The sequence below is a fragment of the Paenarthrobacter sp. FR1 genome (assembly GCF_051106045.1).
Lineage (GTDB): Bacteria > Actinomycetota > Actinomycetes > Actinomycetales > Micrococcaceae > Arthrobacter > Arthrobacter nitroguajacolicus_A.
Map to the genome: position 1 here is coordinate 120,521 of NZ_JBPFSF010000008.1, position 24,962 is coordinate 145,482.

The following is a 24,962-nucleotide window of genomic DNA, read 5'->3' on the forward strand; positions in this document are numbered from 1 at the left end:
ATTATGCTCCCGCGGCGTCACAAAAGAAGGGGCTGGGCGTTGCTCCGGGTTCCGCAAACAGCCCCCATCCGGAATGATCGCTGTATGAGTGCGCCAACCGCCCGCCGATCCGCCAAGGACCGGCTGTCCGGCGTCTGGGCGCTCAAGGGATACAAGCGCGAATGGCTCCGGCACGACGTCGTGGCGGGTGCTGCCCTGTTCGCCTTGCTGGTCCCGGCAGGCATGGCGTACGCGCAGGCTGCCGGGCTGCCGCCTGTCACCGGGCTTTACGCAACGGTGGTCCCCTTGCTGGTTTACGCCGTCGTCGGGCCTTCCCGCATCCTGGTCCTCGGCCCCGACTCCGCCCTCGCCCCGCTGATCGCAGCGGCGGTCATCCCGCTGGCGGCGGGGAGCAGCGAGAAATCCGTGGCATTGGCGGGGCTCTTGGCCGTGCTGGTAGGGGTGATCATGCTGGCGGGTTCCGCGCTGAAGCTGGGGACCATCACCGGCCTGCTCTCCAAGCCCATCCGGCTGGGGTACCTGAACGGCATCGCGCTGCTGGTAGCCCTCTCGCAGCTGCCGGCCTTCCTGGGGATAGAGGCCGACGGCGACATCTGGCAGAAGCTGGCGAAGGTCACCACCGGGATACTCACGGGCGGTGTCAACGTCGCCGCGCTGCTGCTGGGGGTTGGTTCGTTGGCGCTCATTTGGATCCCGAAACTCCTGAAGTGGAAGGTGCCGGGCGTGCTTTTTGCCGTGGTTGGCTCGTGCGTTGCCACCGCGGTTTTGGGTTTGCACCACCACGTCAAGGTCACCGGAATCTTGCCGCAGGGCCTGCCCATGCCCGCGCTCGGCGGGCTTGGCTGGGCCGATGCCCTCACCCTGCTGCCCGCCGCCGCCGGCATTGCCCTCATGGCCTTCGCGGACACCGGCGTCCTGTCCCAAACACTGGCGGCAAAGGAAGGCAAGAGAGTGTCCGGGAACAGGGAGATGGCGGCGCTCGGTGCGGCCAATGCTGCGACGGGGCTGTTGGGTGGCTTCCCCGTTTCCGGAAGCACCTCCAGGACCCCAGTGGCCGTGGATGCGGGTGCCAAATCCCAAATGACCGGTGTGGTGGGGTCGGTGCTGGTGCTGGCCTTCATGCTCCTGGCCCCCGGCGTCACTGAGTACTTGCCGTCCGCAACGTTGGCCGCCGTCGTGATCGCTGCGGCCATCGCCCTCGCGGATCCGGCCGGCGTCAGGCGGCTCCTCAGCCTGAGCCGCAGCGAGTCCGTGGTGATGCTCGCAGCGTTCCTCGGCGTCCTGACCGTCGGTGTCCTGCAGGGAATCGTGGTGGCCATCGCCTTGGCACTTCTGGACTTTGTTCGCCGGGCCTGGGATCCGTACCGCACCGAGCTTGGCGCAGAGGAAGGCCTCCCCGGCTATCACGATCTCGAGAGGCACCCCGACGGCGAGCGTGTTCCCGGGCTCCTGATCCTGCGTTTTGATGCCCCGCTCTTCTTCGGCAACGGTCAGGTTCTGGCGGAGTTTGTCCGGGAGCAGCTGGATGAGGCGCCGGACGAAACGTCAGACGACATTTCCCACGTGATTCTCGCCGCCGAACCCATCACCGGGATCGACACCACGGCGTTGGATGACCTGGTCACCCTGGATGAATGGCTTGCCAGAAAGGGCGTGGACCTGGTGTTCGCCGAGCTCAAAGGGCCTGTCAAGGACAAACTGCTCCACCTCGGTACTGCGGCCCGTTTCACGCCCGACCATTTCTTCCCCACCATCGGCGCCGCAGTGCGCGCGCTCAGGCGCGAATAGCTCCGGCACCTCCGATTACGCAACATGACGAGCCCGCAGCCACCCGCAAGTGCAGGCCGATGCCCGTGGATGTTACGTTTTTCTTGAGTAATGAGTACCAGCGCAAAGCCCTGACTTGCTGGTCGGCAACCCTCTCTCCGGCGGGGTGCCTCAGGTGACTACTCGGCGTATCGACAACTCGAACTGCAAGCGTGACTGAGGAGCACCAGCAATGCCTGAACCCACTGAAGAAAAACTCTCTTACCGCCTGATTACGGGCCCGGACAATCGTGATTTTTGCGAGCGTATCCACAACTCCCTCGCCGAGGGCTATGTGCTCCATGGCAGCCCGGCAGCCACGTTCAACGGAACGGACGTCATCGTCGCGCAGGCCATCGTGCTGCCCGCAGCCATCGCCAACGCCGATGCGGCCGTCGCCAACGCCGTTGACCAGCTGGAGAACTACGACGACGAAGAAGCATTCGAGGGCCACGCATGAGCTACGCAGGTGACCTGACCCCGCAGGACGCGTGGGCGAAGCTTGAAGAAGGCGCCATCCTGGTGGATGTCCGTACCGAGGGCGAATGGGCCCACATCGGCATCCCGGACACCAAAGCCACCGAGAACGATCCCCTGTTCATCCAGTGGAACCTCGCAGGCGGGGTTCCGAACTCCCGCTTCATCGAGGACCTGCAGCTGCAAGCCCCCGAGGGCGACGACGTTGAACTGGTCTTCCTGTGCCGCTCCGGGCAGCGTTCCATTTCCGCTGCCATCGCCGCAACGCAGGCCGGCTTCACCGCCTACAACGTCCTTGAGGGTTTTGAAGGCGAACCGGACCGTTACGGCGAGCGAACTGTGAATGGTTGGAAGAACCGTGGCCTGCCGACGAACCTGGGGACCGAGTAAGTGACTTTCAATCCCGACGCCGCCGGCTGGAGCCCAGACACCCAGGCCGTCCGAGGTGGCCTTGACCGCACCAATTTCCAGGAAACGGCCGAGCCTGTTTTCCTGAACTCCGGCTTCGTTTACGAATCCGCCGCAGCCGCCGAACGCGCCTTCACCGGCGAGGACGAACGCTTTGTCTACTCTCGTTACGGCAACCCCTCCGTGGCAACCTTCCAAGAGCGACTCCGGCTGCTCGAAGGAACCGAAGCGTGCTTTGCAACGGCCTCGGGCATGTCTGCGGTCTTCACCGCCTTGGGTGCGCTGCTGGCTGCCGGCGACCGCGTCGTTGCTGCGCGCTCCCTCTTCGGCTCCTGCTTTGTGATCCTCAACGAAATCCTGCCGCGCTGGGGTGTTGAGACCGTATTCGTGGATGGCCCGGACCTGGAGCAGTGGCGTGAGGCCCTCTCCGAACCGACCACTGCGGTGTTCTTCGAGTCTCCCTCCAACCCCATGCAGGAAATCGTGGACATCGCCGCCGTGAGCCAACTGGCGCATGCCGCCGGAGCGACCGTCGTCGTCGACAATGTCTTTGCCACTCCCCTGCTGCAGCGCTGCGGCGAGCTGGGTGCGGACGTGATCGTGTATTCGGGCACCAAGCACATTGACGGCCAGGGTCGTGTCCTCGGCGGCGCGATCCTGGGCACCAAGGAGTTCATCGACGGCCCGGTCAAGCAGCTCATGCGGCACACCGGCCCTTCGCTGTCCGCCTTCAACGCCTGGGTCCTGACCAAGGGCCTGGAAACCATCGGCCTCCGGGTAAACCACAGCTCGGCGTCCGCTTTGAAAATCGCGGAGTGGCTCGAGCAGCAGCCCGCCATCAGCTGGGTCAAATACCCGTTGTTGAAGTCACACCCGCAGTATGAGCTGGCCGCGAAGCAGATGAAGGCGGGCGGCACCGTGCTGACCTTCGAGCTCTCGCCGTCCGCTGGGCGTTCGGCCAAGGAAGCGGCTTTTGCGCTGCTCGATGGACTGCGCGTCATAGACATCTCCAACAACCTGGGCGATTCCAAGTCCCTCATCACCCACCCGGCCACCACCACTCACCGGGCCATGGGCCCTGAGGGCCGTGCGGCGATTGGGCTGAGCGACGGCGTGGTCCGCCTGTCGGTGGGCCTGGAAGACGTGGACGACCTCATCCTGGATCTGGAGAAGGCCCTCAAACAGGTCTAACCTTGCTGCCATGAGCGGGAAGTATCCGTATCGCCGTGCCGGAGCGGTCATCGTTGCCGGCACGGTGGTGTGGTTCGTTGGCATCTCACCGGTCAGCCGCGTTTACATCACGCCGGACGCTGCCGAACGGCTGCGGATGCTCCAGGCCGGCCAGCGTGGTTGGGTGGTGGGGCAGCACCTGACCGCCGCGGGAACCGTGGCAGTGCCGGTAGGTTTCGCAGCCTACGCGAGCGCGGTTCAGGGCACGGACGCTTCGCATCGTCAGGGCAAAAAGTGGGCAGTCGCAGCTGCCGCCGCCCTGCTCGCCGGCGCTCCGCCCTTTGTGTACAGCCTCACGCGGAGGGCTTCGGACCTGGAGCGCTTCGCCGACCGCAGGGGGTCCAACGCGCCGTTCCTGCTGTACTCCGGATTGCATGTTGTGGCGTTGGCTGCCCTCGGCGGGAGCCTGCTGACTTTGCCCGCGAAACGATGGATCGGAATCACGGCGGCGGCCAGCGCACCCGTCTACGGCGCCATTCTGGTGGCCAAGAAGGATATCCCCCCGTTCTGTTTCTACTTGGTGGAGGGGCTCACCGGCGCCTACCTGATGACGTGGAAAGAGCCGAAAAGCTAGGGCCTCCTCACCCTGGTCAGCATCGGAGCGGGGTCCTTAAGCGCGTCAGCGGCGACACCGCGAACAGTCACTCTTGCTGCATGCCCGACGACGGCGGCCAGGGCTTCGTCGTTGGGCGGACTGCCCGGCTGGCTGTGTCCGTCGCGCCGCCTGTTGCTGTATCGCACCGCCGCTTCGCGTTGCTCGTGGGCACCGTTGCCGCGCTCCAGAATGTCCGTGATCCCGGCTTTGACGAGTTTGAGTTCTCCTTGGTCGTCCAGCACGGGACTCACGTAGTCAACCAGCGCCCACACCACGTCCGCCGCCGGCTGGGGACGGAAATCGCCGAAGTCCAGGAGGTCTCCACGCAACCCCGAATTGCTGGCCTGCCAACTCGCCATCCGCAGCAGGGCAGTAGGCACTGAGGTGGGCTCGACGCCGTCGAGCATTTCCAGCGAGGCCGTCTCCACCAAAGCCCGCACCAGCACCGCAACCAGTGCCGCGTCTTCGGCCCGGAGGCAGACGTCGGCCACGCGCACCTCCACGGTGGGGTGGTTCCTGGAGATGCGGGCATCGAAGTAGATCATGCCCTCATCCATGATCACGCCCGTTTCCAGGAGACGCTTCACGATGCGCCGGTAGGCTGTCAGCGAGCCGAAGACCGATGAGGGTCCGGACGTGGGCCACCGGTTCCATGCCTGTGTGCGGTAGCTGTCAAAGCCCGTGGGGAGTCCGCGCCAATACGGCGAATTGGCGGCGAGGGCCGTGAGCACTGCGAGTTTGTCCCGCATGTGGTCCAGCACCACAACACCTTCCTCCGGTGACTCCACCGACGTGTGCACGTGGAACCCACAGGTCAACTGCTCTGTGGCGATAATCCCGAAGCGGTCCAGCATCGCGGCGTACCGAGGATCCGGGGTGGTGTGCGTGTTCGAGGCAAGTGGCGACGTGGCGATCGCAGCCACCCGGGCTCCGTGCTGGCGGGCGGCCTGGTTGGCCATGGCCCTGCCGCGGCGAATCTGGTGCAGGAGCTCGCCGTACGTGTGGCATGGACGGGTCTGGGTTTCGATCTGCTCCAGCTTCAGTTCATGGCTCAGGCCGGTCTCCGCGGGCTCATCGTGGCCGGCCAGCAGCGCATCCGCGAGGGCCAGGGGCTCCCCCGTCACAGGATCGACGATGAGCAGCTCTTCCTCAACCCCGAAAGTCCGCATGCTCCATTCTGCGTCACGAGGGCGAGGGAGGACAGGGCTGCTGCGTGCCCCCTTCCGTTCTGCTGGATCATCGCTCCATTGCGGTCTCCGAACGCCCGGATACTCCACCTCTCGTGAGCGCAAACGCGAATGATCCAGCAGAAGTTCGGCGCTTTCATCCACATACGCCAGTATCTCCATGCCCCACCGCCGCAGTTCGTGGCCAGCTTGGACCATGGACGCACGCGAATTCCTGAGATCAGTGGGCGGAGTGGCACGAGTGGGGCTGCTCCGCGGTCATGGTTTCACTCCCTCGTCGGTTCGGAGAATCGCAGGGGCGTATCAACCCCGGAAGGGCATTTGGGCGTTGCCGTCCGCAGATACGGAGTACCTCTCGGCCCTCACGAACAATGGGCAGCTGACGTGCGCCAGTGCCGCTGTCAGATACGGGCTTTGGCTTAAGACGAAACCCAACAAAATCCACCTGGCAACAAGGCACAACCGAGGCCGGGGATTCGTTCGGCATGGTGGGCTCAGGGTGGGATCGGAGGCCCTTCTTCCCTTGGCATCCGTGGAAGACACCGTCATCCATGCGCTGACGTGCTTGGCGGAAGTTGACGCGATATCCGTAGCCCAGTCTGCGATGACGAGATTCGGGATTGCCCGGCATGTCCTCGAAAGTGAGCTCACCGCCAAATACTTCGGAGTAGCGAGGAAACGGTTGGCCATGGCAGATGGATTATCCGAATCGGTCCCCGAGATCAGTGCACGGCTGCTTTTCGAATCGGAAGGGCTTTCGTTCAAGCGGCAAGTGGGCATCGAAGGTGTAGGTCGGGTGGACATCCTGATCGACGGGTGGCTCATCGTCGAGATCAACGGATACCAGTTCCACAGTTCCAGGTCCGCCTGGCGAAAGGACATGGGCAGGCTGAATGCTGCGCAAGTCCGTGGCTATCACGTGTTAAGTTACGCACCCGAGCAGATCTGGAACTCGCAGGAGCATGTCATGGCCCAGATCCGGGGACTACTGGCCCGGGGAAGGGACGGCAGACGCGGATAGGCAGGATTTTGCTGGATCATTCGTTCTCTGTCCATTCGGAAGCCCGGAATGGCGGGCCTCCTGAAGGCCACCGAGGAATGATCCAGCAAAACTAGTCCTGGAAGTACTCGATCTTCGCGCCAATGGTGTTCAGGCGCTCTGCAAGGTCCTCGTAACCACGCTCGATCACGTAGATGTTGCGCAGCTCTGAGGTTCCCCTCGCTGCCAGCATCGCCAGGAGCAGGCAAGCGGCGGGGCGCAGGGCGGGCGGACAGCCGATTTCGGCCGCGCGCCACTTGGTGGGCCCGTTGACGTAGATCCGGTGTGGATCCAGCAGCTGTACCTGGGCGCCCAACTTGTTGAGTTCGGTCAAGTAGATGGCACGGTTCTCGTAGACCCAGTCGTGGATCATGGTCTGGCCCTCGGCGTTGCCCGCGATCACGGCGAAGAACGGCAGGTTGTCGATGTTGAGGCCGGGGAACGGCATCGGGTGGATCTTGTCCTGCGGGGCGCGGAGTTCGGAGGGCTTGGTGGTCACGTCCACCAGGCGCGTGCGGCCATTACGGGCCATGTATTCGCCGGAGATTTCCAGGTTTTGGCCCATCTGCTCCAACGTGGCGAGTTCGATTTCCATGAACTCGATGGGGACCCTGCGGATGGTGACCTCGGAGTTGGTGACGATTCCCGCGGTGATCAGGCTCATGGCCTCGATGGGGTCCTCGGACGGGAAGTACTCGATGTCCACGTCGATGGCGGGGCGGCCGGTGATCTTCAGGGTGGTGGTCCCCACGCCTTCGATATCCACGCCGAGTCCCTGCAGGTAGAAGCAGAGGTCCTGGACCATGTAGTTGGGGCTGGCGTTGCGGATCACCGTGGTGCCTTCGCGGTGTGCGGCAGCCATGATGGCGTTCTCGGTGACGGTATCGCCACGCTCAGTCAGCACGAACGAGCGGCTATGCCCATCGGCGGGAGGCGCAGTCACGGAGTAGAAACCGGACCTGGCTTCCACGGACAGTCCGAACTGGCGCAGGGCCTGCATGTGGGGCTCGACGGTACGCGTTCCGAGGTCGCAACCACCGGCGTAGGGCAGCAAGTATTCATTGGTCTCATCCAGGAGCGGCCCAAGCAGCATGATGACGCTGCGGGTTCGGCGGGCAGCATCGACGTCCATCGAACCGAGGTCCAAGACCTCGGGCCTGCGGATGCGGAGGTCGCTTCCGTTAAGCCAGGTGCATTCGACGCCGATGGAGGTCAGGACTTCGACGATCCTGTTGACTTCTTCGATGCGGGCCAGCCGGCGCAGCGTGGTGGTGCCACGGTTGATCAAGCTGGCGCACAAGAGCGCGACGCCGGCGTTCTTACTGCTGTTCACATCGACTTCGCCGGACAGCGTCCGGCCGCCCTCCACACGGAGATGGGTCATCTGCGGCTTGCCGACTTTGACGATGGAACGCCCGAAGATCGCTTCGAGCCGCTCGATCATTCGCAGGCTGAGATTCTGTTTACCCTGTTCCATCCGGGCGATTGCGCTCTGACTGGTTCCCAGCTCAGTAGCCAACTGCCCCTGCGTCCAGCCCTTTTCACTGCGGGCGTTACGGAGCAGGAGGCCAACATGTTCGGGCGTAGCTTGCGTCATAACCCAGAAATATCACAAGTGAGTTAGAAGCTGCACGCAAATCGCCGTTTGAGCGGCAAAGATCACACCATACCCGTCCTGTGCGATAAACGGCGCTGGACGTCGCCCGTCAGCACGACTAGCCCGGAGGGGTTAGACGCGCCAGTATCCCAAGGCTTCGATCCGATGTTTATCCACGCCCAAGCCCTTCCGCAAGTGCTTCACGATTGCACGGGTACTGGACGCCTCGCACGCTATCCAGAAGAAGTCATCCGCCACGGACACCGTCTCCTCGGTCAGCGCACCGCAGACTTCCTCCACCAGCGCGGCACCGTCGCGTTTGCGCGGAATCCAGGTGACGACGTCGGATCCGGAGGTCCGCACCTCGAGCGAAGGGTCGGCGTCATGCTGGTATTCAAGCCAGGCCGTCACCGGGGATCCGTGGCCAGCCGAAAGCTGACGCACATCCAGGAGTGAGTTGATGGCCGGGATGGACGCGGGATCGCCCACCACCCAGATCCGACGCGGAGCGGGCTGCGGGAAGCTGAAGGAACTGCCTTGGACCGTGGCGTCGATGGTGTCGCCGGCTTGCACTGAGCGGGCCCAGTCGGCCGCGACGCCATGGTGCATAGCGAAGTCCATACTGAACGTTCCTGCCACTGGATCCGCGTTCACCAGGGTGTAGGCGCGTTGGTGGGCCTTGCCGGAATCGTCGAACCACAGCCGGATCCACATGGTGGGGTGCAGGCCACTGCGCTCCAAGAGTCCACCATCGCGCACATGCACGCGCAGGAAGTCGGGGGTGATCTCCTCCCGCCCGGTGACTTCCAAGGTGAAGTCCTTGGCGCCCATCACTTTGAGGACGACGCCTTCCCAATTGCGCTTCAAGCAACACTCCTTCACGAACGGCCACGATTTGTGAACGGGGCCAAAGCCATTTATCTTGAGCTTAAGTAAGCCTAACCTAAGCTCGAAAGCGGCCTGAGATTATGACGCCTGCCCCGACTCACAATCCCGCCCCGGCAGGCGGCCCCGGCACCTACCGTGACTCGTGGGGCATCCCGCACTTGTGGGCGGAATCCGCCGACGACCTCGCCTACCTCCAAGGCCTGAACGCCGCCAGCGACCGCTCATGGCAGATCGAGCTGGAACGCTGGCGTTCCGAAGGCCGCGCGGCAGAAGTGCTGGGCCCTGACGCAGTGGTGTGGGACCGGTTCGCCCGGCAGGCCCGGTTGGATGACACCGCCCGCCGCTGCTTCGAGAACTTCGACGACGACACAAAACGCTGGTGCGGACAGTACGTCGCCGGCGTCAACCAGGCCTTGTCCGAAGGCCTCCGCGGTGGCCCGGAGTTCGATGAATCCGGCGGCGCCCCCGAGCTTTGGAACCCATGGACACCGCTGGGCGTCTTCCTGGTCCACCACATCCTGTTCTCCACGTTCCCCAACAAACTATTCCGCGCGCACGTCGCACGGACTCTCGGGGACGACGCCGTAGGCCTGTTCAGCATCGAAGCTCCCGTGTGGTCCGGCAGCAATGCCTGGGCTGCCCACGGTTCGGAGACAGCCAGCGGACTTCCCCTGGTTGCCGGCGACCCCCACCGCTTGATGGAGCTGCCCGGCGTGTACCAGCAGGTGCGGCTGGCATGCCCCGAGTTCGACACCATCGGGTTCGCCTTCCCGGGTGTCCCCGGCCTCCCGCACTTCGCCCACACCGGGCATACCGCCTGGGCCATCACCAACGCCATGGCCGACTACCAGGACCTTTTCGAAGAGGAACTGCGCCGGGTCACCGATGTGGATGGCGAGCGCGTGGAGGCTCGTGGAGCGGAAGGCTGGGAACCCGTCGTCGTCAGTACCGAGACTGTTCTCGTCCGCGGAGGCGACGCCGTTGACGTTGAGGTCATGGAGACCGCGCGTGGGTCGGTGATCTCTGCAGCGCCCGACGGCGGTGCCCTCAGTTTGCGTTTCCCCGCACGGGTTGAGGGGCGGCTGGGTTTTGAGGCCCTCCTGCCGCTGTTGCGGAGCCGGAACGTCTCCGAGGTAGAGGCAGCGTTCGATGCCTGGGTGGAGCCTGTCAACAGTGTGGTGGCCGCGGACGACTCCGGGGCCGTCCGCCACTTTGTTGCCGGGCTTGTTCCGCAGCGGAATCCCTCCAACCGCCGCCTGCCGGCGCCCGCCTTCTCCGCCCGCCACGCGTGGGACGGGCAGTACGTGGTCCTCCCCCGTACCAAGGTCCAGCGTTTCGCGGTCAGCGCTAATGATCGGGCCGCGGGCGGCGGAGATGCGGTGGCCATGGAGTTCGCTCCTGCGCATCGTGCGCTGCGGATCCGGGAACTATTGGAGGCCGCTCCCGGAGGGTCACTCACCGTGGACACCATGCAGGCCATCCACACGGACACGCAGCTGGGTCCATGGCCGGTGTTCCGATCCATCCTCAGTGGCCTGGACGCCGATGACCTGTCCGGCGAAGCCAAGGAACTCCGGTCAGAGTTGTTGGGATGGGACGGCCGCATGGACGCGGCCAGTCACCAGGCAGCCGTGCTCGCGGCGTGGCGGGGAGCCTTGGTTCAACGCATTGCCAGGCATTCCGCGTTGGCCCCACTGCACGAGCCCACGGGATACTCCCCCTTGTTCGGGCCCTGGTTGTCTGTTCCTTCGCGCATCGGATTTGCTCTTGAAACGCTGCTGGCCCGGGGCTCCGAGCTTGGTATCAGTGTTGGTGTTGAAGCTGCCGCAGCGCTTGAAGACGTTGCCCTGGAGGAAGCGCTGCTGGACGGTGCGTCGTGGGGCGAGCGACACCAGCTCCTGGCCGTTCACGTCCTCCCGGGCGCTCTTTCCGAGGCCGCCCCCGCTGCCGACCTCAGTGGGGATACCGGTTGCGTGCTCTGCACCGAAAGCCTCCCCGGCGTGGACGACCGAAGCTTCCGCGGACCCGTGGCCCGCTACGTCTGGGACCTGTCCGATCGAGCCAACAGCCGGTGGATCGTCCCCTTCGGCGCCGCGGGTACACCCGAGCATGAGCATTTCGCCGACCAACTGCCACTCTGGACCGCCGGGAAGCTTGCCCCAGTGGTCACGGATTGGTCGGTCCTGACCAAAGACACGCCCTAGCCAATTCCGTTCGCAGCCCTAGAAGGAAACCATGACCACCACCACCCAGGACTTCGCCGTCCGCACCACCATCTACTCCGAAGAACTCGACGGTTGGGGTTCCCTGCGGATAGTCCCCCTGATCCCCAGCGAGGACATCGGCCTCATCTACGAGTGGGTGACCCAGCCCCGCGCAAAGTTCTGGGGAATGACCGAGCACTCCCGCGAACACGTCCAGGAGATCTACGAGTTCCTTGACTCATTGGAGACCCACCACGCGTTCCTGGTGGTGCTCGACGGGGAGCCGCTGGCCCTGTTCCAGACGTACGAACCACTGCACGACCCCGTGGGCGAGGCCTACCCTGCGCGCGAGGAGGACATTGGGATGCACCTGTTGCTGGCTCCGGCCACGCGGCCCATTCCACACTTCACGCCGAGGCTCGGAACGTCGCTGATCAAGTACATGTTCTCGCTGCCGGGCAAGGACCGGATCATCGTGGAGCCGGACTCCCGCAATGCCAAGGCCCTGCGTCGCCTGGAAGCCACCTGCTTCGAGCTCGGTCCCATCATTCAGCTCGCCGAGAAGGAAGCCCAACTGGGGTTCCTGACACGCGCCGGCTTTGACGAGATCCAGGAACAGCAGCGCTAAACCGCCACAAGGGAAGTGCCGCCGGCGGCCCCCAACGCTACCGGCGGCACGTTTGGTGTCCAGCGTTCCAGCGCATGTCAGCGCTAGCGCCAGACGAAACTCCATGTCCCCGCGCCCACAGCGGCCAGCACTGCTCCCGCTGCAATCACCAGCCCGCCAAGGACCACCCAAACGTCCAGCAACGAGTACGTTGATTCTCGTGCCCACGTGCGTTGACCGCCCCCAAAACCGCGGGCTTCCATGGTCACCGCTAGCCTCGACGCCCGGCGAACCGCCTGCACCAAGAGCCCGAAGCTCTGCCCGAGCGTAGCCTTGAGGCGCTGGAACGGGCTGCCCTGCGAGCCGACGCCGCGTGCCCGGCGGGCCATGCCGATGGTCTGCCACTCCTCTGCCATGAGGCCCACTAAACGCATGGCTGCCAGAGACCCGAGGACAAAGCGGTGCGGCAGCTTTGCTTTCTGCGCCAGCGCATCGGCCAGGTCCGTCGGATCGGTGCAGGTCATCAGCAGGATCGCCGGGAGCGCGATCGCCAAGCCGCGGAGCATGAAACCCAGCCCCAGCTCGAGGGAACCTTCGCTGATGGACCAGAGTCCGACGTCGAGCAGGACAGCGCCGCTGTCAGCAGCCACGATCGCTGTGCTCCACCCGCCGATCGCTGCCGCGATGATCAGCGGCCAGGCACGCTGCCACAGCAAGCGGAGAGTGAGGCCGGCCAGCGGGAAGAGCGCCAACTCCGCAACAAGCGCCGTAGACGCCGACACCCAGTCGATGGACAGCGCCAGCACCAGGGAAATGAGGAAGACCGAGCCGAACTTGGCCAAAGGATTCGCGCGGGTCAGCAGCGCCTGGTTACCCCGCAGGTTCAGTGCATCCCTCATGCTGCACCGGCTTCCTGGCGGTCGTTTTCCGTGCGCGTGGACGGGCCGAGCTGCAGTTCCGTGCCGCCGAGCACGGCGCTGAACTCTTGGTCATGGGTTACTGAGACCACGGCAGTTCCGGCGTCCAGCAATTCGGACAGGAAGGACGCCAATTCGGCCCAGGTGTTCGCATCCTGGCCAAACGTCGGCTCATCGAGCACCAAGACCTTCGGATGCGCCGCGAGCACGGTGGCCACCGAGAGCCGACGCTTCTCGCCGCCGGACAAGGTGTACGGATTGGCGTCCACCAGATGGGTGAGGCGCAACCGCTCCAACAGTTCGTCCACGCGTTCCTCGCCATGGCCCAGGTGCCTCGGGCCAAACATGAGTTCGTCCAGGACCTTGCCCGTGACGAACTGGTGCTCCGGCTCCTGGAAAACGGTTCCGATACGGGAAATCAGCTGCTCGGCTTTCCACTTGAAGGGGTCCATGCCCACTCCCTCTGAAAGCTCGACGGCGGCACTCACCGTGCCATCCACCGGCGCCAGAAGACCGGCCAACGTGAGCGCGAAGGTGGACTTTCCGGCACCGTTGGGACCCGTGATGGTGAGCGCCTGGCCTGCCCGGACCTGGGCACTGATGCCGGATTGCACGGGAACCGGCGGGATGGTCCTGAAGCCCTTCCTGCGTGGTTTCTCCCGTGAAACTGAGAGGTCCTGCGCCGCAAGGAGGAGCTGGGCGGTCCGGGGTTCGTTGCGGCGGGCGCGGGTTGCCGGGACATACCCCGGAACCCAAACGCCGGCACCCATCAGCATGGTGCGGGCCTCGGATAGGACGTGGTCCGGCGGGCCGTCCAGGAGGACGCCCGGCGTACCGGCTTCTGAGCCGGTACCCGGCTGCAGGACCACGATCCTGTCCACCAGGTCCTTCCACACAGACACCCGGTGCTCCACCACCACCAACGTGGCGCCGGTCTTGTCCACGCAGCGCTTCACGGCATCGCGGACCTCCAACACCCCTGCAGGATCGAGGTTGGCCGTAGGTTCATCCAGCAGGATCAGCCCGGGCCGCATCGCCAGGATGCCGGCCAGCGCAAGGCGCTGCTTCTGCCCACCGGAGAGTGCCGCCGTCGGGTGATCCAACGCCAAGCCGCCGCCTGCTGCGGTACGCAACCCGACGTCGTCGAGCGCTTCATGGACGCGGGACCAAATCTCGTCCCGCGGTACGGCCAGGTTCTCGGCACCGAAGGCGACGTCGTCACCCACCCGCGAGAGGACCACCTGCGTTTCCGGATCCTGTTGCATCAGGCCGGCGCGGCCTCGCTGCTCGCGGGGAGTGACGCCGTCGATCAGCAGGGAGCCGGTCTCGTCAGAGTCGTCCTCCTCGTCACCCAGCACCCCGGCGAGGGCGTGCAGGAGCGTGGACTTGCCGGCGCCTGAAGGCCCCAGCAGCAGTACGCGCTCCCCGGGTTCGATCCTGAGGTCAAGGCCTTGAATGGCAGGCTTGGCCCGACCGGCGTGCCGCCAACCCCAGCCCTCGGCCGAGATGGCGGCAGGCCTGACAGCGCCGCTGTTGGTGGCGGGCATCAGCTGAAGACTGGCTCCGAAGCGGCCTTGCGGGACGCGAAGGAGCTCAGGACGCCCGTCTTGGCCAAACCGCGGGTGGCGACCCATGACAGTGCGCCTGCGATGATCGCGCCGGAGATGGTGGTGAAAGTGATGTAGGCCAGCTTGTCGATGGCTTCGTAAGCGATGTTCCAACCCCAAGGCAGGAAGGAGTCGTTGAGGCCGCAGAAAAGGCCAGCACCGGCACCGGCAAGGAGTGCCGTGGGCAGGTTGAACTTCTTGTAGCGGAACGCGGCGAAGATCAGCTCGGCGCCGAGGCCCTGGAGGATGCCCGAGATGAGCACTGTGGTGCCGTACTGCGAACCCATAATGAGCTCACCCGTGGCTGCCACGGCTTCGCAGAACAGTGCCGCACCCGGCTTGCGGATAATGAGCATGCCCAAGACCGCCGGGATCATCCAGCCACCGGCGATCAGGCCGGTGAGCGGCGGATACGTCGCGTTCATGGGAATGGATACGAGTGCGGCGCCCTGGGACCATGCCCAGAAGATCACGCCGCCGGCGATGGCGATAAGGGCCGCCACCACGATGTCTACAACACGCCAGCTATAACTGGTCTTCTTCACGTTTACCGTGGTCATTTTTCTGCCTCCTGAGGTACAGGAGGGGAAAGTGCTCCCCGGATTCCCCAGCCGGCCTGCGCCGCCCGGATCCGGACACTCTGAGAAGCTCGACTCCCTTGCGCCGGTACTAACCGGATCAGGTTCGAGGGTCTGCGGCTGTCCGCACTCTCAGCGCCCTCGCGTCTCCCGCATTCCTGCAGGATTCGACGGCGGCGCTCCCCTGTCGTTATCAATCTGCCCTGATGGGCTGGTTCAGTTTACACCTGCGCGTGTGGCCGGCGCTGGGGCCCGGTCACAATCCTGCGAGAATGGACCAGCAGATCCGACCGCAGCAAAGGGGCACATTTTCATGACGGACATTCCCGGCTCAGGACTTCCAGGAACCAAACCCGTGCCCGAACCCCGGCTTGCTGCCAGCGTCATCCTGCTTCGCGACACCGCGGACGGGCTCGAGGCCTTCGTCCAGCACAGGGTCAGCACCATGGACTTCGCTGCCGGGATGGTGGTCTTCCCCGGAGGACGGGTGGACGCCGCGGATCAATCCGGGTGGGACTACCCCACCGAACTCCTGCAGGCCCACGCGGCGGACTGGCACCAGAGCTCCATCGGCACGGATCCGGACGCTGCAGCAATGGTACTCACAGCTGCCATCCGGGAGGTCCAGGAGGAAGCCGGCCTGAGCATCGACGCCTCGGATCTCCGTCCCTGGGCCAACTGGATCACCCCTACGGACATGCCCAAGCGCTTCGATACGTATTTCTACGTCGCCAAGCCTTCGCCGGGAGCCGAGCCGCAGCACCAAACCACGGAAGCGTGGCAATCCCTATGGATGCCTGTGAACGGAATCCTGGAAGCCGAGGCTGCCGGCACCCTGCAGCTGATGCCGCCCACCTACTACCTGCTGAAGGAAATCGACGGGTTTGGTTCTGTGGAGGCGATGTGGTCCGCCGAACATGCTGTGGTCCCCGTGCTGGCACCGGAGGGTTCCATGGCTGCGTTTTTGAAGGAACGGGAAAGCCGGCGCTAGCAGTGTTCCCCCGGCCTTTACAGCTAGGCTGGGGACATGAACCTCTTCTTCAAGCTGCTGGGTGCCGGAGTAAGCCTCGGAGCAGGCTTCGTCGGAACCAAACTCGTCAACAAAGGGTGGGAAAAGGCCACTGGCAACAAGCCACCCGTAGGCAACGATGACATGGAAACAAGCCTGCGCTCGGCCCTGACCTTCGCACTGATTTCCGCGTTCGTCAGTACCCTCATCCAGGTCCTTGCCAGCCGTGGCACGCAGCGTGCCATCGCACGCTTCGCCAAATCCCAGGACATCGTCTAGGAACCATCCGGACAACAAAGCGCGGGCCACCTTGGTGGGCCCGCGCTTTTTTATGGGCGGTTCAGCGGTCGTTCGCGGGTTCCTGGCCCGCTGCTGCCCGCTGGACGACGGCCTCAAGCTCATCTTTGGTGAGCATCTCGCGGTGCCCGTGCTTGGTGCGGTAGGCAGAGCGCCCCACCATGTGCGCAGAGACGGGGGCCGTCAGCAGCTGGAAAATCCACGCCACCACCAGGACAGGCCATACCCACCACGTCCGCATCTGCAGGCCGATCGCCGCCAGCATGAGGAACAACCCCAGGACCTGCGGTTTGGTGGCGGCGTGCATGCGGCTCATGAGGTCCGGGAAGCGCAGCAGGCCCACGGCCGCGCCGAGGGACATCAGGGCACCCACCACCAAGAACACAGCGGTAACAACATCAATGACGGCGTCCACGCCGGTGGCGTCAGGACTCATTGTTCTGTTCCCTCCGCTCGGCCACGAACCGGGCAACCGTCACCGAGCCGATGAACCCAATCACCGCTAGGGCCACCAGCAGCATCAGGTTGTTGAGGTGCCGGTTCATCGCCATATCCACGGCAAGTGCGGCGCCGAGAATGGCCAGCAGCACGTCGGACGCCAGGACGCGGTCCAGCAGGGACGGTCCGATGGCGATGCGGACAATCGCGCCTGCCGCAGCCAAACTCAGGATGACAGCCGTGGCCACCAGGACGAATTCCTTCACTGCGTTGCCCCTTCCATGCCGGGACGCGCTTCAGCCCTAAGCGCCTCGACTTCTTCACGAGTACCCATGATGCGGATCAGTCCCGCTTCGATGTTCTGGGTTTCCTGCCGGATCTTGTCGATGTCGGCTTCTTCATAGATGTTCAGCGCGTGCAGGTAAAGCGTTGACGTTGAACGGTCCACTTCCACCACCAGGGAGCCGGGAATCAGGGAAATGACGTGCCCGGTGGCGGTCACCATGAGGTCCGAATGGCTCCGCAGCGGAACAGCGACGACGGCGCTGCGCACCTTCGGGCCTTTGGCCACCGCCAGGTACAGCACCACGAAGCTCGCTGCCACAACTTTGGCGAGGAACATCAGGGCAAAGGGAATGGCGCGCAGGATGTTGAACCTGCCGCTCAGTTCCACGGGTGGGAGGTAGAAGAACTTGGCCACCAGCACTGCGATCAGGGCACCAAACAGCAGGTTGCCGGGGCTGAAATCCCGCCACAGAGCGCCCCAGACAATCACCAACCAGATGAGCAGTGGCAGTTCGGTGCGGAACGAAATCGGTTTGCGGCTCATTTGGCATCACCCGTCTGCACTTCATCCGTTTGTGCAAGGGGCGGCACCTCGACGGAATCGCCCAGGACCGAATGGATATAGGCGGATCGGTCCAGCATTATGCGGGCGGAACCGTCGGCCACCTGGAAGAGCGGTCCGGCGAAGACCGTCAGGGCGACGCCAAATATGACCAGGCCGGCCGTGGAACCCACCATTGTCCGGGGCAGCACGCCGACGTTGCCGGTAGCCTTCAGCACGGGGTCGGGGAACTCGGCGTCTTCGGGCTTCCGCCAGAAGGCCCTGTTCCACACACGGGCGATCGCCAGCAGCGTCAGCAGGCTGGTGACTACGCCGCCCACCACCAGCACGATGGCCAGGGGTGTCCCCAACTCCACTCCGGCCTGCAACAGACCCAACTTGCCCAGGAACCCGGAGAAGGGCGGAATGCCGGCCAGGTTCATTGCCGGGACAAAGAACAGCAAAGCCAGAAGCGGAGACAACTTGGCCAAGCCGCCCAATCGGTCAATGGACGAGCTGCCGCCACGTCGCTCTATGAGACCCGTGACCAGGAACAGGCTGGTTTGCACGGTGATGTGGTGCGCCACGTAGAAGACGGCTGAACCCAACCCCGCCACCGAGCTCATCGCCAAACCGAACACCATGTACCCGATGTGGCTGACCAAGGTGAAGGACAGGAGACGTTTGATGTCGCTCTGGGCCAGGGCGCCCAGAATACCGACCACCATGGTAAGGAGCGCCACCACCATCAAGGGGACGTTAAGGGTGTCCCCCGGGAACAGGAGTGTCTCCGTGCGGACCATGGCATAGACGCCCACTTTGGTCAGCAGCCCGGCAAACACCGCGGTGACCGGCGCCGGCGCCGTGGGGTAGGAGTCAGGCAGCCAGAAGGACAATGGGAACACAGCGGCCTTGATGCCGAAGGCCACCAACAGCATCACGTGCAGGAGGTTCTGCGTGCCTTGGTCCAGTTCGGCGAGCTTGATGGCCAGGTCCGCCATGGTGATGGTTCCGGTGGCGCCATAGATCATGGCAATGGCTACGAGGAACAACACGGAGGACACCACGGAAACCACCACGTAGGTGACACCCGCACGAATGCGCGGACCCGTCCCTCCCAAGGTCATGAGCACGTAGCTTGCCGTCAGCAGGATTTCGAAGCCGACATAGAGGTTGAAGAGGTCGCCTGTGAGGAAGGCGTTGGACACGCCTGCCACCAGGATCAGGTAGGTGGGGTGGAAAATCGAGACCGGCGCTTCCTGGTCTCCGTCAGCCATGCCTTGGCCGGTGGCGTAGATCAGGACGGCGAGGCTCACCACGGTGGAAACCACCAGCATGAGGGAGGAGAACTGGTCCACCACCAGGACAACGCCCCACGGCGGCAACCAACCACCCAGAGTCACGGACGTGGTGCCACCGTTCCACACGGAGATCAGCAGCAGGCACTCCAGCAGGAGGGTCGCGCTCAGGATGCCGATGCTGACCATCCGCTGCGCAGAGTGGTGCCTGATGAGCAGGAACGCGAGGGCAGCACCCAGAATCGGTAGGAGGACAGCTAGCGGCGACAGGTTCGCAAGGTTCACGCGCTGCCTCCTTCCTGGGTTGATGCCGTGTTGGGGGTTTCTGTGGCTTCCGGGTGGCCGTGGTCCGAGGTGTTGGACGGTGTAATCGCGAACTCCGAGGTTTCCAGGGGCACGATCGCGTCGTCCTCCGCATCGAAGCTGGGAGTCTTGGCCACGCGGACGTCCTCAAGGTCGTCCTGGATCTCGTCCTGGCGGGCGAGGACCCAGGTGCGGTAAATGATGCCCAGCATGAACGCCGTCACCGCGAAGGAAATGACGATCGACGTCAGGATCAGTGCCTGGGGCAGGGGATCACTGTAGGCATCAGGGCCGGTTTCCTTGTCGAACAAGGGTGCTAGCCCGGCGTATCCCCCAGTGCTCAGGATCAGGATGTTGGTGGCATTGGCCAGCAACATCAATCCCAACAGCACGCGGGTCAGGCTGCGTTCCAGGATCAGGTAGATGCCGCAGGCGTACAGGACGCCCATGACGATCAGCAGGGTCAGGTTGATGCTCATGCGGTACCTTTCCCGGACGCCGCGGACTCAGCGGCCTCGCCGGCCAGCACGGAATGGTCAGCGGCGTCTTCTTCTTCTGCGAGGGGTGCGCCCTTGCCTTCAAAGTGTTCGTCGATTTCGGCACCGAGGCTGCGGAGGACGTCCAGCGCCAATCCCACCACCACGATGTAGACACCGATATCGAAGATGGTGGACGTGACGAATTTGACGTCTCCGAACACGGGCAACCAGAACTCGATGATGGCGCTCTGGAACACCTGCCCGCCCAGGAACAGCGGCACCACACCGGACGCTGCCGCCGTCGCAAGTCCCGTCCCCAGCAGCGTTCCGGCACTGACGGTCGCTGCCTCACTCAACTCAAACCGGCCGCCGGCCAAATAGCGGATGGTGAGGGCCAGGCCTGCGGTCAGGCCGCCTGCGAAACCGCCGCCAGGCAGGTTGTGCCCGGCAAGGAGCAGATAGATGGAGAAGACGATCATGGAGTGGAAGATCAGCCTGGTGACCACTTCGAAGATGATCGATCGCCGTTCGGGTGCCAGCGTGCGACCGGCCACCAGCCACGCGTCACGGCTGACGTCGGTGAACTTCTTCGCCACGGCCAGCGTGGCTCCGTCGCGGGAACCACGGTCGACGTCGGTGCGGCGCCCCACGCTGCCTTCCGGCACTGCTTCCGAGGTCTTGATGCGGTCGCCGCGGCTTCGGACGAAGATCAGGCTGGCCACGCCCGTTGCGGCAATCGCCAGTACGGAAATTTCGCCGAACGTATCCCAGGCGCGAATGTCCACGAGCGTCACGTTCACTACGTTCAGCCCGCCGCCGCCCTCGTAGGCCAAGCGCGGGAAGTCGAGTGAAATGGGGGTGGCAACGCGGGCGCCCATGGCGTAGATGGCCACGAAGATCATGGTGATGCCGAAGGCCGCGCCGATGATCACGCGGATCACCCGGAGCCTGCCACCGGTCCGGTCCCTGAGCTCAGCGGGCAGGCTGCGCATGGCGAGCACAAAGGCTACCAGCACGATGGTTTCCACGAGCATCTGCGTGAGGGCAAGGTCCGGAGCGCCCTGCAGGGCGAACATGAGCGCGATGCCGTAGCCCGTGACGGACACCATGAGGACGGCAAGGAAACGTTTGTTGGCGCGGACGGCAGCCAGCGCGCCCACCACGATTCCGGCACCGGCCACCATCTGCAGCGGGGAGTTCGGGTCGATGAAGTAGATGCCGTCCGGCAAGGGCTTGTTGGCCACGATCAAAGCGGTGGCCGGTACAGCGAAGGCGACGGTGAGGATCACTGCCAGGTAGAAGTACAGAGAACCACGCTGGGTGCGGCCGGTGACCCACACGGCTACATCGTCCAGGGCGCCAATCGTGTGTTGGTAGGCGCGGTCGCCATCCACCCAGTCGGGGACCAGGCCTTGGGCGCGGGAGACGAGGTTGCGGCCATAGAACATCGCGGCACCTGCCGCGAACGTGATCGCCGTCAGTCCCAGCGCCGGGGTGAGGCCATGCCACAAAGCCAGGTGTCCGGCGTCGACGGCGTCAGGACGATCGGCGAACAACGCCGCATAAGGCTGGATCCACGTGTCCACAGGCGCCGGCCAGAGGCCGTACACGATGGTGAGGAAACTGAGGATGGCCGGGGCGGCGAGGAACGCCGGCTTGATGGGTTTGAACGGTGTGGGTTCCACTCCCGGTTTCGTGGCAAACGCGCCCCACATGAAACGGGCGCTGTAGGCGAAGGTGAGGATGGAGCCGATCACCAAGCCCACCAGGATCCAGATGCCCCAGGCTGGAGCGTCGTCGCCAGTGCCGTAGTGGACGAACGCCTCGAACACCGACTCTTTGGCGACAAAACCTGCCAGCGGTGGCACACCAGCCATCGATGCGGCGGCAATTGCCGCCACGACGCCAAGAGCCCGCGAAGAACGGAAGACGCCGGAGAGTTTGCGGATATCGCGGGTCCCGGATTGGTGGTCGATGATGCCCACCACCAGGAACAGGGCGGCTTTGAACAGGCCGTGGGCCAGCAGCAGCCCGAGCCCGGCCAGGGCGGCATCGGGACGGCCCAGGCCCACCACCATGGTGAGGAAGCCCAGTTGACTCACCGTGCCGTAGGCGAGGATGAGCTTGATGTCGGTCTGGCGAAGGGCCCGGTATCCACCCACCAGCATGGTGGCCAAGCCGAGTCCGAGGACCACGGGCAGCCAGAACTGCGACTCCGAGAAGCCCGGCGCAAGTCGGGCGACGATGTAGATGCCGGCCTTCACCATGGCAGCAGCGTGCAGATAAGCGCTCACCGGGGTGGGGGCTGCCATCGCGCCCGGTAGCCAGAAGTGGAACGGAACCAGAGCCGACTTGGTCACCGCACCTGCCAAGACCAGCACGACGGCGGCAGTCACCGCCCCCGCCATGGGTCCGGTCATGAGCGCTCCGGCTTGGTCCAGGATGGCCGAGATCCGGTACGTTCCGGCAGCCTGGCCCAGGATGATGAGGCCCACAAGCATGGCGAGGCCGCCCGCGGTGGTGACCATGAGCGCCTGCAGGGCCGAGCGGCGCGCAGCCAAACGGGTGCGGGCATAGCCGATCAGCAGGTAGGACAGGATGGTGGTGAGCTCCCAGAAGATGAACAGCATCAGGAGGTCATCGGAGGTCACCAGACCAAACATGGCGCCCGCAAAGGCGAGCAGCTGCGCACCGAAGCCGCCCAGGTCCGCGTCCTTGTTCTTGAAATAACGGGCACAGTAGACCAGCACTAAGGATCCAACGCCGAGGATCAGCAGGGACATCACCCACGCCAAGGGATCCATGCGGAACGCGAGCTCGAGCTTCAAGCTGGGGATCCACGGCAGGACTTCTTCTATGCCGCCGTCGGAATATACAGGTCCGTATTGGAAGAGGAGCCAGACGAATGCTGCCGCGGGGACCGCTGCCAATGCGTAGAACGCGTTTCGGCCGAGTTTGCGAAAGATCAAGGGCGCCACAGTTGCCGCTACAAAGGTGATGGCGAGAACTGTGATCACTGTTATCTCCGCAAAGTCAGGAACGAATTGTCAAAAGTTGGAGCAGGCGGTCATACGTTGGGTTCGGTTTACCTAGTTTATCAAGGCGAACAGACAGTTTTTGGCCACTTTTCGTCGTCGGAGGTCACGTTTCAATCCGCGTTCTCCACAACGCCGCCCATCATCCGCCCGCCGTTCCCGCTGGCCCTATAGCATTCAAGCTATGAACGCGGCCGCAGTTCCCGAAGCCTCCCACCCCACGTCCGAGCTCGCCTCAGGACCCGTCGCTTCCAAGAAGGGACAGATCCTCGCGTGGGCGTCCTGGGACTGGGGTTCGGCTGCGTTCAATGCCGTCATGACCACCTTCGTTTTCACGGTCTACCTCACGTCGAATGCGTTCGGTGGAGAGGACGCGGCCTCCGCCGCCCTGGGCGCCGCGCTGGCCGTTGCCGGCCTGGCCATCGCCTTGCTGGCACCAGTCACGGGCCAACGCTCGGACGCCGGAGGACGACGCAAGCTATGGCTCGGGGTCAACACCGCTGCCACCGCAGTTCTTACGGCGCTGTGCTTCTTTGTGTTCCCGCAGCCCGAATTCCTGCTGCTGGGAGTGTGCCTGATCGCACTCGGGAACGTCTTCTTCGAGTTCGCCGGCGTCAACTACAACGCCATGTTGGCCCAAATTTCCACGCCCAAGAACATTGGCAAGGTCAGCGGCTTCGGATGGGCCATGGGGTACCTCGGTGGAATCGTGGCACTGCTGCTGGTGCTGCAGTTGTTTGTCCAGCCCTCTTTCGACTGGTTCGGTTCGTCAACCGAGGAGTCGCTCAACATCCGGCTCGTCGCTGTTTTCTCGGCCCTGTGGTTCTTCATCTTCGCCCTTCCCGTCATGTTCGCTGTTCCCGAAGTATCCGTGAAGAAGGACACTGCGTCGCTGGGTTTCCTTGCCTCCTACAGGCTGCTGTTGCGGCGCATCGGAGCCATCTACCGGACAAGCCCCCACACCATCTACTTCCTGCTGTCCAGCGCCATTTTCCGTGACGGCCTGGCTGCGGTGTTCACCTTTGGCGGCGTCATTGCTGCCGGCACTTTCGGCTTCGAACTCAAGGACGTCATCTTCTTCGCCATCTTCGGCAACGTGGTGGCGGCCGTGGGGGCCATCATCGGAGGCTTCCTCGATGACAAGATCGGGCCCAAAGCCGTCATCGTCCTGTCATTGGTTGGCCTCCTGATTTCTGGCACGTTCATCCTCGTCCTCGGTAACGGCGACTACGTCTTCCTCGGTAACGATTGGCCCGGCTCCAGCACTTTCTGGGTCTTCGGCCTCTTGCTCTGCCTGTTCGTGGGCCCGGCCCAGTCGTCCTCACGGGCATACCTCGCCAGGTTGGCACCCGCCGGTGAATCCGGCGAACTGTTCGGCCTCTATGCCACCACCGGGCGCGCTGTCAGTTTCCTGGCTCCCACGCTGTTTACCCTGTGCATCACCATTGCTTCTCCGCTTGTCGCAGAAGGCGAAGCCCAGCGTTGGGGCATCCTGGGAATCATGGTGGTGCTCCTGGCGGGCCTCTTGGTGATCCTGCCGGTCAAGCCGCCAGCGAAAGTGGAAATAGCGGTAGTCCCAGAGCGTTAACTACATAGGCCGGCAGAGCGTAAACAACGTACCGGACCGGTTCAACAGAGTTTAGGGTGGAGCTATGAACGTGGATGAGACCGAACTCCCGGGCCTTGGGGTCCGCAAGGATTTCGTCACGGCGTCGGGCCGACGCATCGGTGTAGTGGAGTTGCGCGAGGGAGAAACCGAACTTTTCGTGTCCACGTGGGACGATCCTGACACGTGCCAGGCGTCCATCCCGTTGACGGCCGACGAAGCGTCGACGCTCGGGAACCTCCTCAGCGGGCAGCACATAGCCATGCGATTGGCGGAAGCTCACCGCGAGGTTCCAGGCATCGTCACTCGCCAGTTCTCCATCACGCCGGATTCGCCGTTCGTGAATCAACCTATGGGCAAAGCGCAGATCCGTACCCGCAGTGGCGTGTCGATCGTGGCGATCATGCGCGAAGGCGAGGTGGTCCCTTCGCCGGCGCCCGACGTCGTACTTCACTCGGGTGATTTGCTCGTAGCCGTCGGCACCCAGGAAGGACTTGACTCGGCAGCCGACATCCTCCGCAACGGCTGACC

At 64.1% G+C, this 24,962-nt stretch carries 24 protein-coding genes and 2 riboswitches; of the genes, 12 read left to right on the plus strand and 12 right to left on the minus strand.

Going from position 1 to position 24,962, the window contains the following annotated elements; genetic code table 11:
* Positions 1–84: 84 nt before the first annotated feature.
* The 5 genes from ACR30Z_RS16030 (at position 85) to ACR30Z_RS16050 (ending at position 4,495) form a co-directional block, all read left to right on the plus strand.
* The gene (locus ACR30Z_RS16030; RefSeq protein ID WP_434373540.1) at positions 85–1,788 is read left to right on the plus strand and encodes a SulP family inorganic anion transporter; all 1,704 of its coding nucleotides are present in this window, start codon (positions 85–87) and stop codon (positions 1,786–1,788) included.
* Between the two features lie 86 nt (positions 1,789–1,874).
* A riboswitch (SAM riboswitch) is annotated at positions 1,875–1,986 on the plus strand.
* 13 nt (positions 1,987–1,999) lie between these two features.
* Complete coding sequence (locus ACR30Z_RS16035) at positions 2,000–2,266, plus strand: DUF1737 domain-containing protein (RefSeq protein WP_144649207.1); 267 nt, start codon at positions 2,000–2,002, stop codon at positions 2,264–2,266.
* Complete coding sequence (locus ACR30Z_RS16040) at positions 2,263–2,673, plus strand: rhodanese-like domain-containing protein (RefSeq protein ID WP_144649206.1); 411 nt, start codon at positions 2,263–2,265, stop codon at positions 2,671–2,673. Before ACR30Z_RS16035 ends, ACR30Z_RS16040 begins: the two co-directional genes overlap by 4 nt.
* Entirely contained in the window at positions 2,674–3,882 is a 1,209-nt protein-coding gene (locus tag ACR30Z_RS16045) for an O-succinylhomoserine sulfhydrylase (RefSeq protein ID WP_144649205.1), read from the plus strand.
* 10 nt (positions 3,883–3,892) lie between these two features.
* Entirely contained in the window at positions 3,893–4,495 is a 603-nt protein-coding gene (locus tag ACR30Z_RS16050) for a hypothetical protein (RefSeq protein ID WP_434373543.1), read from the plus strand.
* On the opposite strand, the gene ACR30Z_RS16055 is transcribed toward ACR30Z_RS16050, so the two are convergent.
* On the minus strand, positions 4,492–5,685 hold the full coding sequence (locus tag ACR30Z_RS16055; RefSeq protein ID WP_434373544.1) for a glutamate--cysteine ligase 2: 1,194 nt from the start codon (positions 5,683–5,685) through the stop codon (positions 4,492–4,494). The two genes, ACR30Z_RS16050 and ACR30Z_RS16055, sit on opposite strands and share 4 nt — an antisense overlap.
* A 517-nt stretch (positions 5,686–6,202) precedes the next feature.
* Between ACR30Z_RS16055 and ACR30Z_RS16060 the strand changes: the two genes are divergently transcribed.
* Positions 6,203–6,724 (plus strand): endonuclease domain-containing protein, encoded by a 522-nt coding sequence (locus ACR30Z_RS16060; RefSeq protein WP_167510438.1) that lies wholly within the window; start codon positions 6,203–6,205, stop codon positions 6,722–6,724.
* A 91-nt stretch (positions 6,725–6,815) separates the two neighbouring features.
* On the opposite strand, the gene ACR30Z_RS16065 is transcribed toward ACR30Z_RS16060, so the two are convergent.
* Together ACR30Z_RS16065 and ACR30Z_RS16070 are read right to left on the minus strand one after the other, a co-directional pair.
* Entirely contained in the window at positions 6,816–8,339 is a 1,524-nt protein-coding gene (locus ACR30Z_RS16065) for a UDP-N-acetylglucosamine 1-carboxyvinyltransferase (RefSeq protein WP_144649201.1), read from the minus strand.
* 132 nt (positions 8,340–8,471) lie between these two features.
* Entirely contained in the window at positions 8,472–9,206 is a 735-nt protein-coding gene (locus ACR30Z_RS16070; protein WP_434373545.1) for a siderophore-interacting protein, read from the minus strand.
* A 101-nt stretch (positions 9,207–9,307) separates the two neighbouring features.
* Between ACR30Z_RS16070 and ACR30Z_RS16075 the strand changes: the two genes are divergently transcribed.
* Entirely contained in the window at positions 9,308–11,431 is a 2,124-nt protein-coding gene (locus ACR30Z_RS16075; RefSeq protein WP_434373546.1) for a penicillin acylase family protein, read from the plus strand.
* A gap of 31 nt (positions 11,432–11,462) precedes the next feature.
* Positions 11,463–12,059: a GNAT family N-acetyltransferase gene (locus tag ACR30Z_RS16080; protein ID WP_434373547.1), complete on the plus strand. Its 597-nt coding sequence runs from the start codon at positions 11,463–11,465 to the stop codon at positions 12,057–12,059.
* A gap of 83 nt (positions 12,060–12,142) precedes the next feature.
* Here the strand turns inward: ACR30Z_RS16080 and ACR30Z_RS16085 are convergent, their stop codons facing one another.
* From ACR30Z_RS16085 to ACR30Z_RS16095, 3 genes are read right to left on the minus strand one after another with little or no spacing between them, the layout of a single operon-like run.
* A complete protein-coding gene (locus tag ACR30Z_RS16085) occupies positions 12,143–12,937 on the minus strand; it encodes an energy-coupling factor transporter transmembrane component T family protein (protein ID WP_144649197.1) in 795 nt (264 codons plus the stop codon).
* The gene (locus ACR30Z_RS16090) at positions 12,934–14,502 is read right to left on the minus strand and encodes an ABC transporter ATP-binding protein (RefSeq protein ID WP_144649196.1); all 1,569 of its coding nucleotides are present in this window, start codon (positions 14,500–14,502) and stop codon (positions 12,934–12,936) included. Before ACR30Z_RS16090 ends, ACR30Z_RS16085 begins: the two co-directional genes overlap by 4 nt.
* Positions 14,502–15,122 (minus strand): ECF transporter S component, encoded by a 621-nt coding sequence (locus ACR30Z_RS16095; RefSeq protein ID WP_144649195.1) that lies wholly within the window; start codon positions 15,120–15,122, stop codon positions 14,502–14,504. Before ACR30Z_RS16095 ends, ACR30Z_RS16090 begins: the two co-directional genes overlap by 1 nt.
* Positions 15,123–15,199: 77 nt before the next feature.
* Positions 15,200–15,336: riboswitch (TPP riboswitch) on the minus strand.
* A 117-nt stretch (positions 15,337–15,453) separates the two neighbouring features.
* On the opposite strand from ACR30Z_RS16095, the gene ACR30Z_RS16100 reads away from it, so the two are divergent.
* Entirely contained in the window at positions 15,454–16,131 is a 678-nt protein-coding gene (locus ACR30Z_RS16100; RefSeq protein ID WP_434373548.1) for an NUDIX hydrolase, read from the plus strand.
* 36 nt (positions 16,132–16,167) lie between these two features.
* A complete protein-coding gene (locus ACR30Z_RS16105; protein WP_144649193.1) occupies positions 16,168–16,428 on the plus strand; it encodes a DUF4235 domain-containing protein in 261 nt (86 codons plus the stop codon).
* 61 nt (positions 16,429–16,489) lie between these two features.
* On the opposite strand, the gene mnhG is transcribed toward ACR30Z_RS16105, so the two are convergent.
* The 6 genes from mnhG to ACR30Z_RS16135 are packed head-to-tail and all read right to left on the minus strand — an operon-like array spanning position 16,490 to position 22,807.
* Positions 16,490–16,882, minus strand: coding sequence for a monovalent cation/H(+) antiporter subunit G (gene mnhG, locus ACR30Z_RS16110; RefSeq protein WP_144649192.1), 393 nt, complete (start codon positions 16,880–16,882; stop codon positions 16,490–16,492).
* A complete protein-coding gene (locus ACR30Z_RS16115) occupies positions 16,872–17,150 on the minus strand; it encodes a monovalent cation/H+ antiporter complex subunit F (protein ID WP_144649191.1) in 279 nt (92 codons plus the stop codon). The genes mnhG and ACR30Z_RS16115 overlap by 11 nt, the downstream gene beginning before the upstream one ends.
* Positions 17,147–17,713, minus strand: a complete 567-nt coding sequence (locus ACR30Z_RS16120; RefSeq protein ID WP_434373550.1) for a Na+/H+ antiporter subunit E — start codon at positions 17,711–17,713, stop codon at positions 17,147–17,149. Before ACR30Z_RS16120 ends, ACR30Z_RS16115 begins: the two co-directional genes overlap by 4 nt.
* Positions 17,710–19,293 (minus strand): Na+/H+ antiporter subunit D, encoded by a 1,584-nt coding sequence (locus ACR30Z_RS16125; RefSeq protein ID WP_144649189.1) that lies wholly within the window; start codon positions 19,291–19,293, stop codon positions 17,710–17,712. The genes ACR30Z_RS16120 and ACR30Z_RS16125 overlap by 4 nt, the downstream gene beginning before the upstream one ends.
* Complete coding sequence (locus tag ACR30Z_RS16130; RefSeq protein ID WP_144649188.1) at positions 19,290–19,790, minus strand: Na(+)/H(+) antiporter subunit C; 501 nt, start codon at positions 19,788–19,790, stop codon at positions 19,290–19,292. The genes ACR30Z_RS16125 and ACR30Z_RS16130 overlap by 4 nt, the downstream gene beginning before the upstream one ends.
* Positions 19,787–22,807: a Na+/H+ antiporter subunit A gene (locus ACR30Z_RS16135; RefSeq protein WP_144649187.1), complete on the minus strand. Its 3,021-nt coding sequence runs from the start codon at positions 22,805–22,807 to the stop codon at positions 19,787–19,789. Before ACR30Z_RS16135 ends, ACR30Z_RS16130 begins: the two co-directional genes overlap by 4 nt.
* 202 nt (positions 22,808–23,009) lie before the next feature.
* On the opposite strand from ACR30Z_RS16135, the gene ACR30Z_RS16140 reads away from it, so the two are divergent.
* Complete coding sequence (locus ACR30Z_RS16140) at positions 23,010–24,413, plus strand: MFS transporter (protein WP_144649186.1); 1,404 nt, start codon at positions 23,010–23,012, stop codon at positions 24,411–24,413.
* A 64-nt stretch (positions 24,414–24,477) separates the two neighbouring features.
* A complete protein-coding gene (locus tag ACR30Z_RS16145) occupies positions 24,478–24,960 on the plus strand; it encodes a cation:proton antiporter regulatory subunit (protein WP_144649185.1) in 483 nt (160 codons plus the stop codon).
* Positions 24,961–24,962: the final 2 nt, after the last annotated feature.

What these genes read in the sequence shown, in the direction of transcription:
- ACR30Z_RS16030 (WP_434373540.1), top strand. Translation starts at nt 85, where the DNA reads ATGAGTGCGCCAACCGCCCGCCGATCCGCCAAGGACCGGCTGTCCGGC.
- ACR30Z_RS16035 (WP_144649207.1), top strand. Translation starts at nt 2,000, where the DNA reads ATGCCTGAACCCACTGAAGAAAAACTCTCTTACCGCCTGATTACGGGC.
- ACR30Z_RS16040 (WP_144649206.1), top strand. Translation starts at nt 2,263, where the DNA reads ATGAGCTACGCAGGTGACCTGACCCCGCAGGACGCGTGGGCGAAGCTT.
- ACR30Z_RS16050 (WP_434373543.1), top strand. Translation starts at nt 3,893, where the DNA reads ATGAGCGGGAAGTATCCGTATCGCCGTGCCGGAGCGGTCATCGTTGCC.
- ACR30Z_RS16055 (WP_434373544.1), bottom strand. Translation starts at nt 5,685, where the DNA reads ATGCGGACTTTCGGGGTTGAGGAAGAGCTGCTCATCGTCGATCCTGTG.
- ACR30Z_RS16065 (WP_144649201.1), bottom strand. Translation starts at nt 8,339, where the DNA reads ATGACGCAAGCTACGCCCGAACATGTTGGCCTCCTGCTCCGTAACGCC.
- ACR30Z_RS16075 (WP_434373546.1), top strand. Translation starts at nt 9,308, where the DNA reads ATGACGCCTGCCCCGACTCACAATCCCGCCCCGGCAGGCGGCCCCGGC.
- ACR30Z_RS16080 (WP_434373547.1), top strand. Translation starts at nt 11,463, where the DNA reads ATGACCACCACCACCCAGGACTTCGCCGTCCGCACCACCATCTACTCC.
- ACR30Z_RS16085 (WP_144649197.1), bottom strand. Translation starts at nt 12,937, where the DNA reads ATGAGGGATGCACTGAACCTGCGGGGTAACCAGGCGCTGCTGACCCGC.
- ACR30Z_RS16090 (WP_144649196.1), bottom strand. Translation starts at nt 14,502, where the DNA reads ATGCCCGCCACCAACAGCGGCGCTGTCAGGCCTGCCGCCATCTCGGCC.
- ACR30Z_RS16095 (WP_144649195.1), bottom strand. Translation starts at nt 15,122, where the DNA reads ATGACCACGGTAAACGTGAAGAAGACCAGTTATAGCTGGCGTGTTGTA.
- ACR30Z_RS16100 (WP_434373548.1), top strand. Translation starts at nt 15,454, where the DNA reads ATGACGGACATTCCCGGCTCAGGACTTCCAGGAACCAAACCCGTGCCC.
- ACR30Z_RS16105 (WP_144649193.1), top strand. Translation starts at nt 16,168, where the DNA reads ATGAACCTCTTCTTCAAGCTGCTGGGTGCCGGAGTAAGCCTCGGAGCA.
- mnhG (WP_144649192.1), bottom strand. Translation starts at nt 16,882, where the DNA reads ATGAGTCCTGACGCCACCGGCGTGGACGCCGTCATTGATGTTGTTACC.
- ACR30Z_RS16120 (WP_434373550.1), bottom strand. Translation starts at nt 17,713, where the DNA reads ATGAGCCGCAAACCGATTTCGTTCCGCACCGAACTGCCACTGCTCATC.
- ACR30Z_RS16130 (WP_144649188.1), bottom strand. Translation starts at nt 19,790, where the DNA reads ATGAGCATCAACCTGACCCTGCTGATCGTCATGGGCGTCCTGTACGCC.
- ACR30Z_RS16140 (WP_144649186.1), top strand. Translation starts at nt 23,010, where the DNA reads ATGAACGCGGCCGCAGTTCCCGAAGCCTCCCACCCCACGTCCGAGCTC.
- ACR30Z_RS16145 (WP_144649185.1), top strand. Translation starts at nt 24,478, where the DNA reads ATGAACGTGGATGAGACCGAACTCCCGGGCCTTGGGGTCCGCAAGGAT.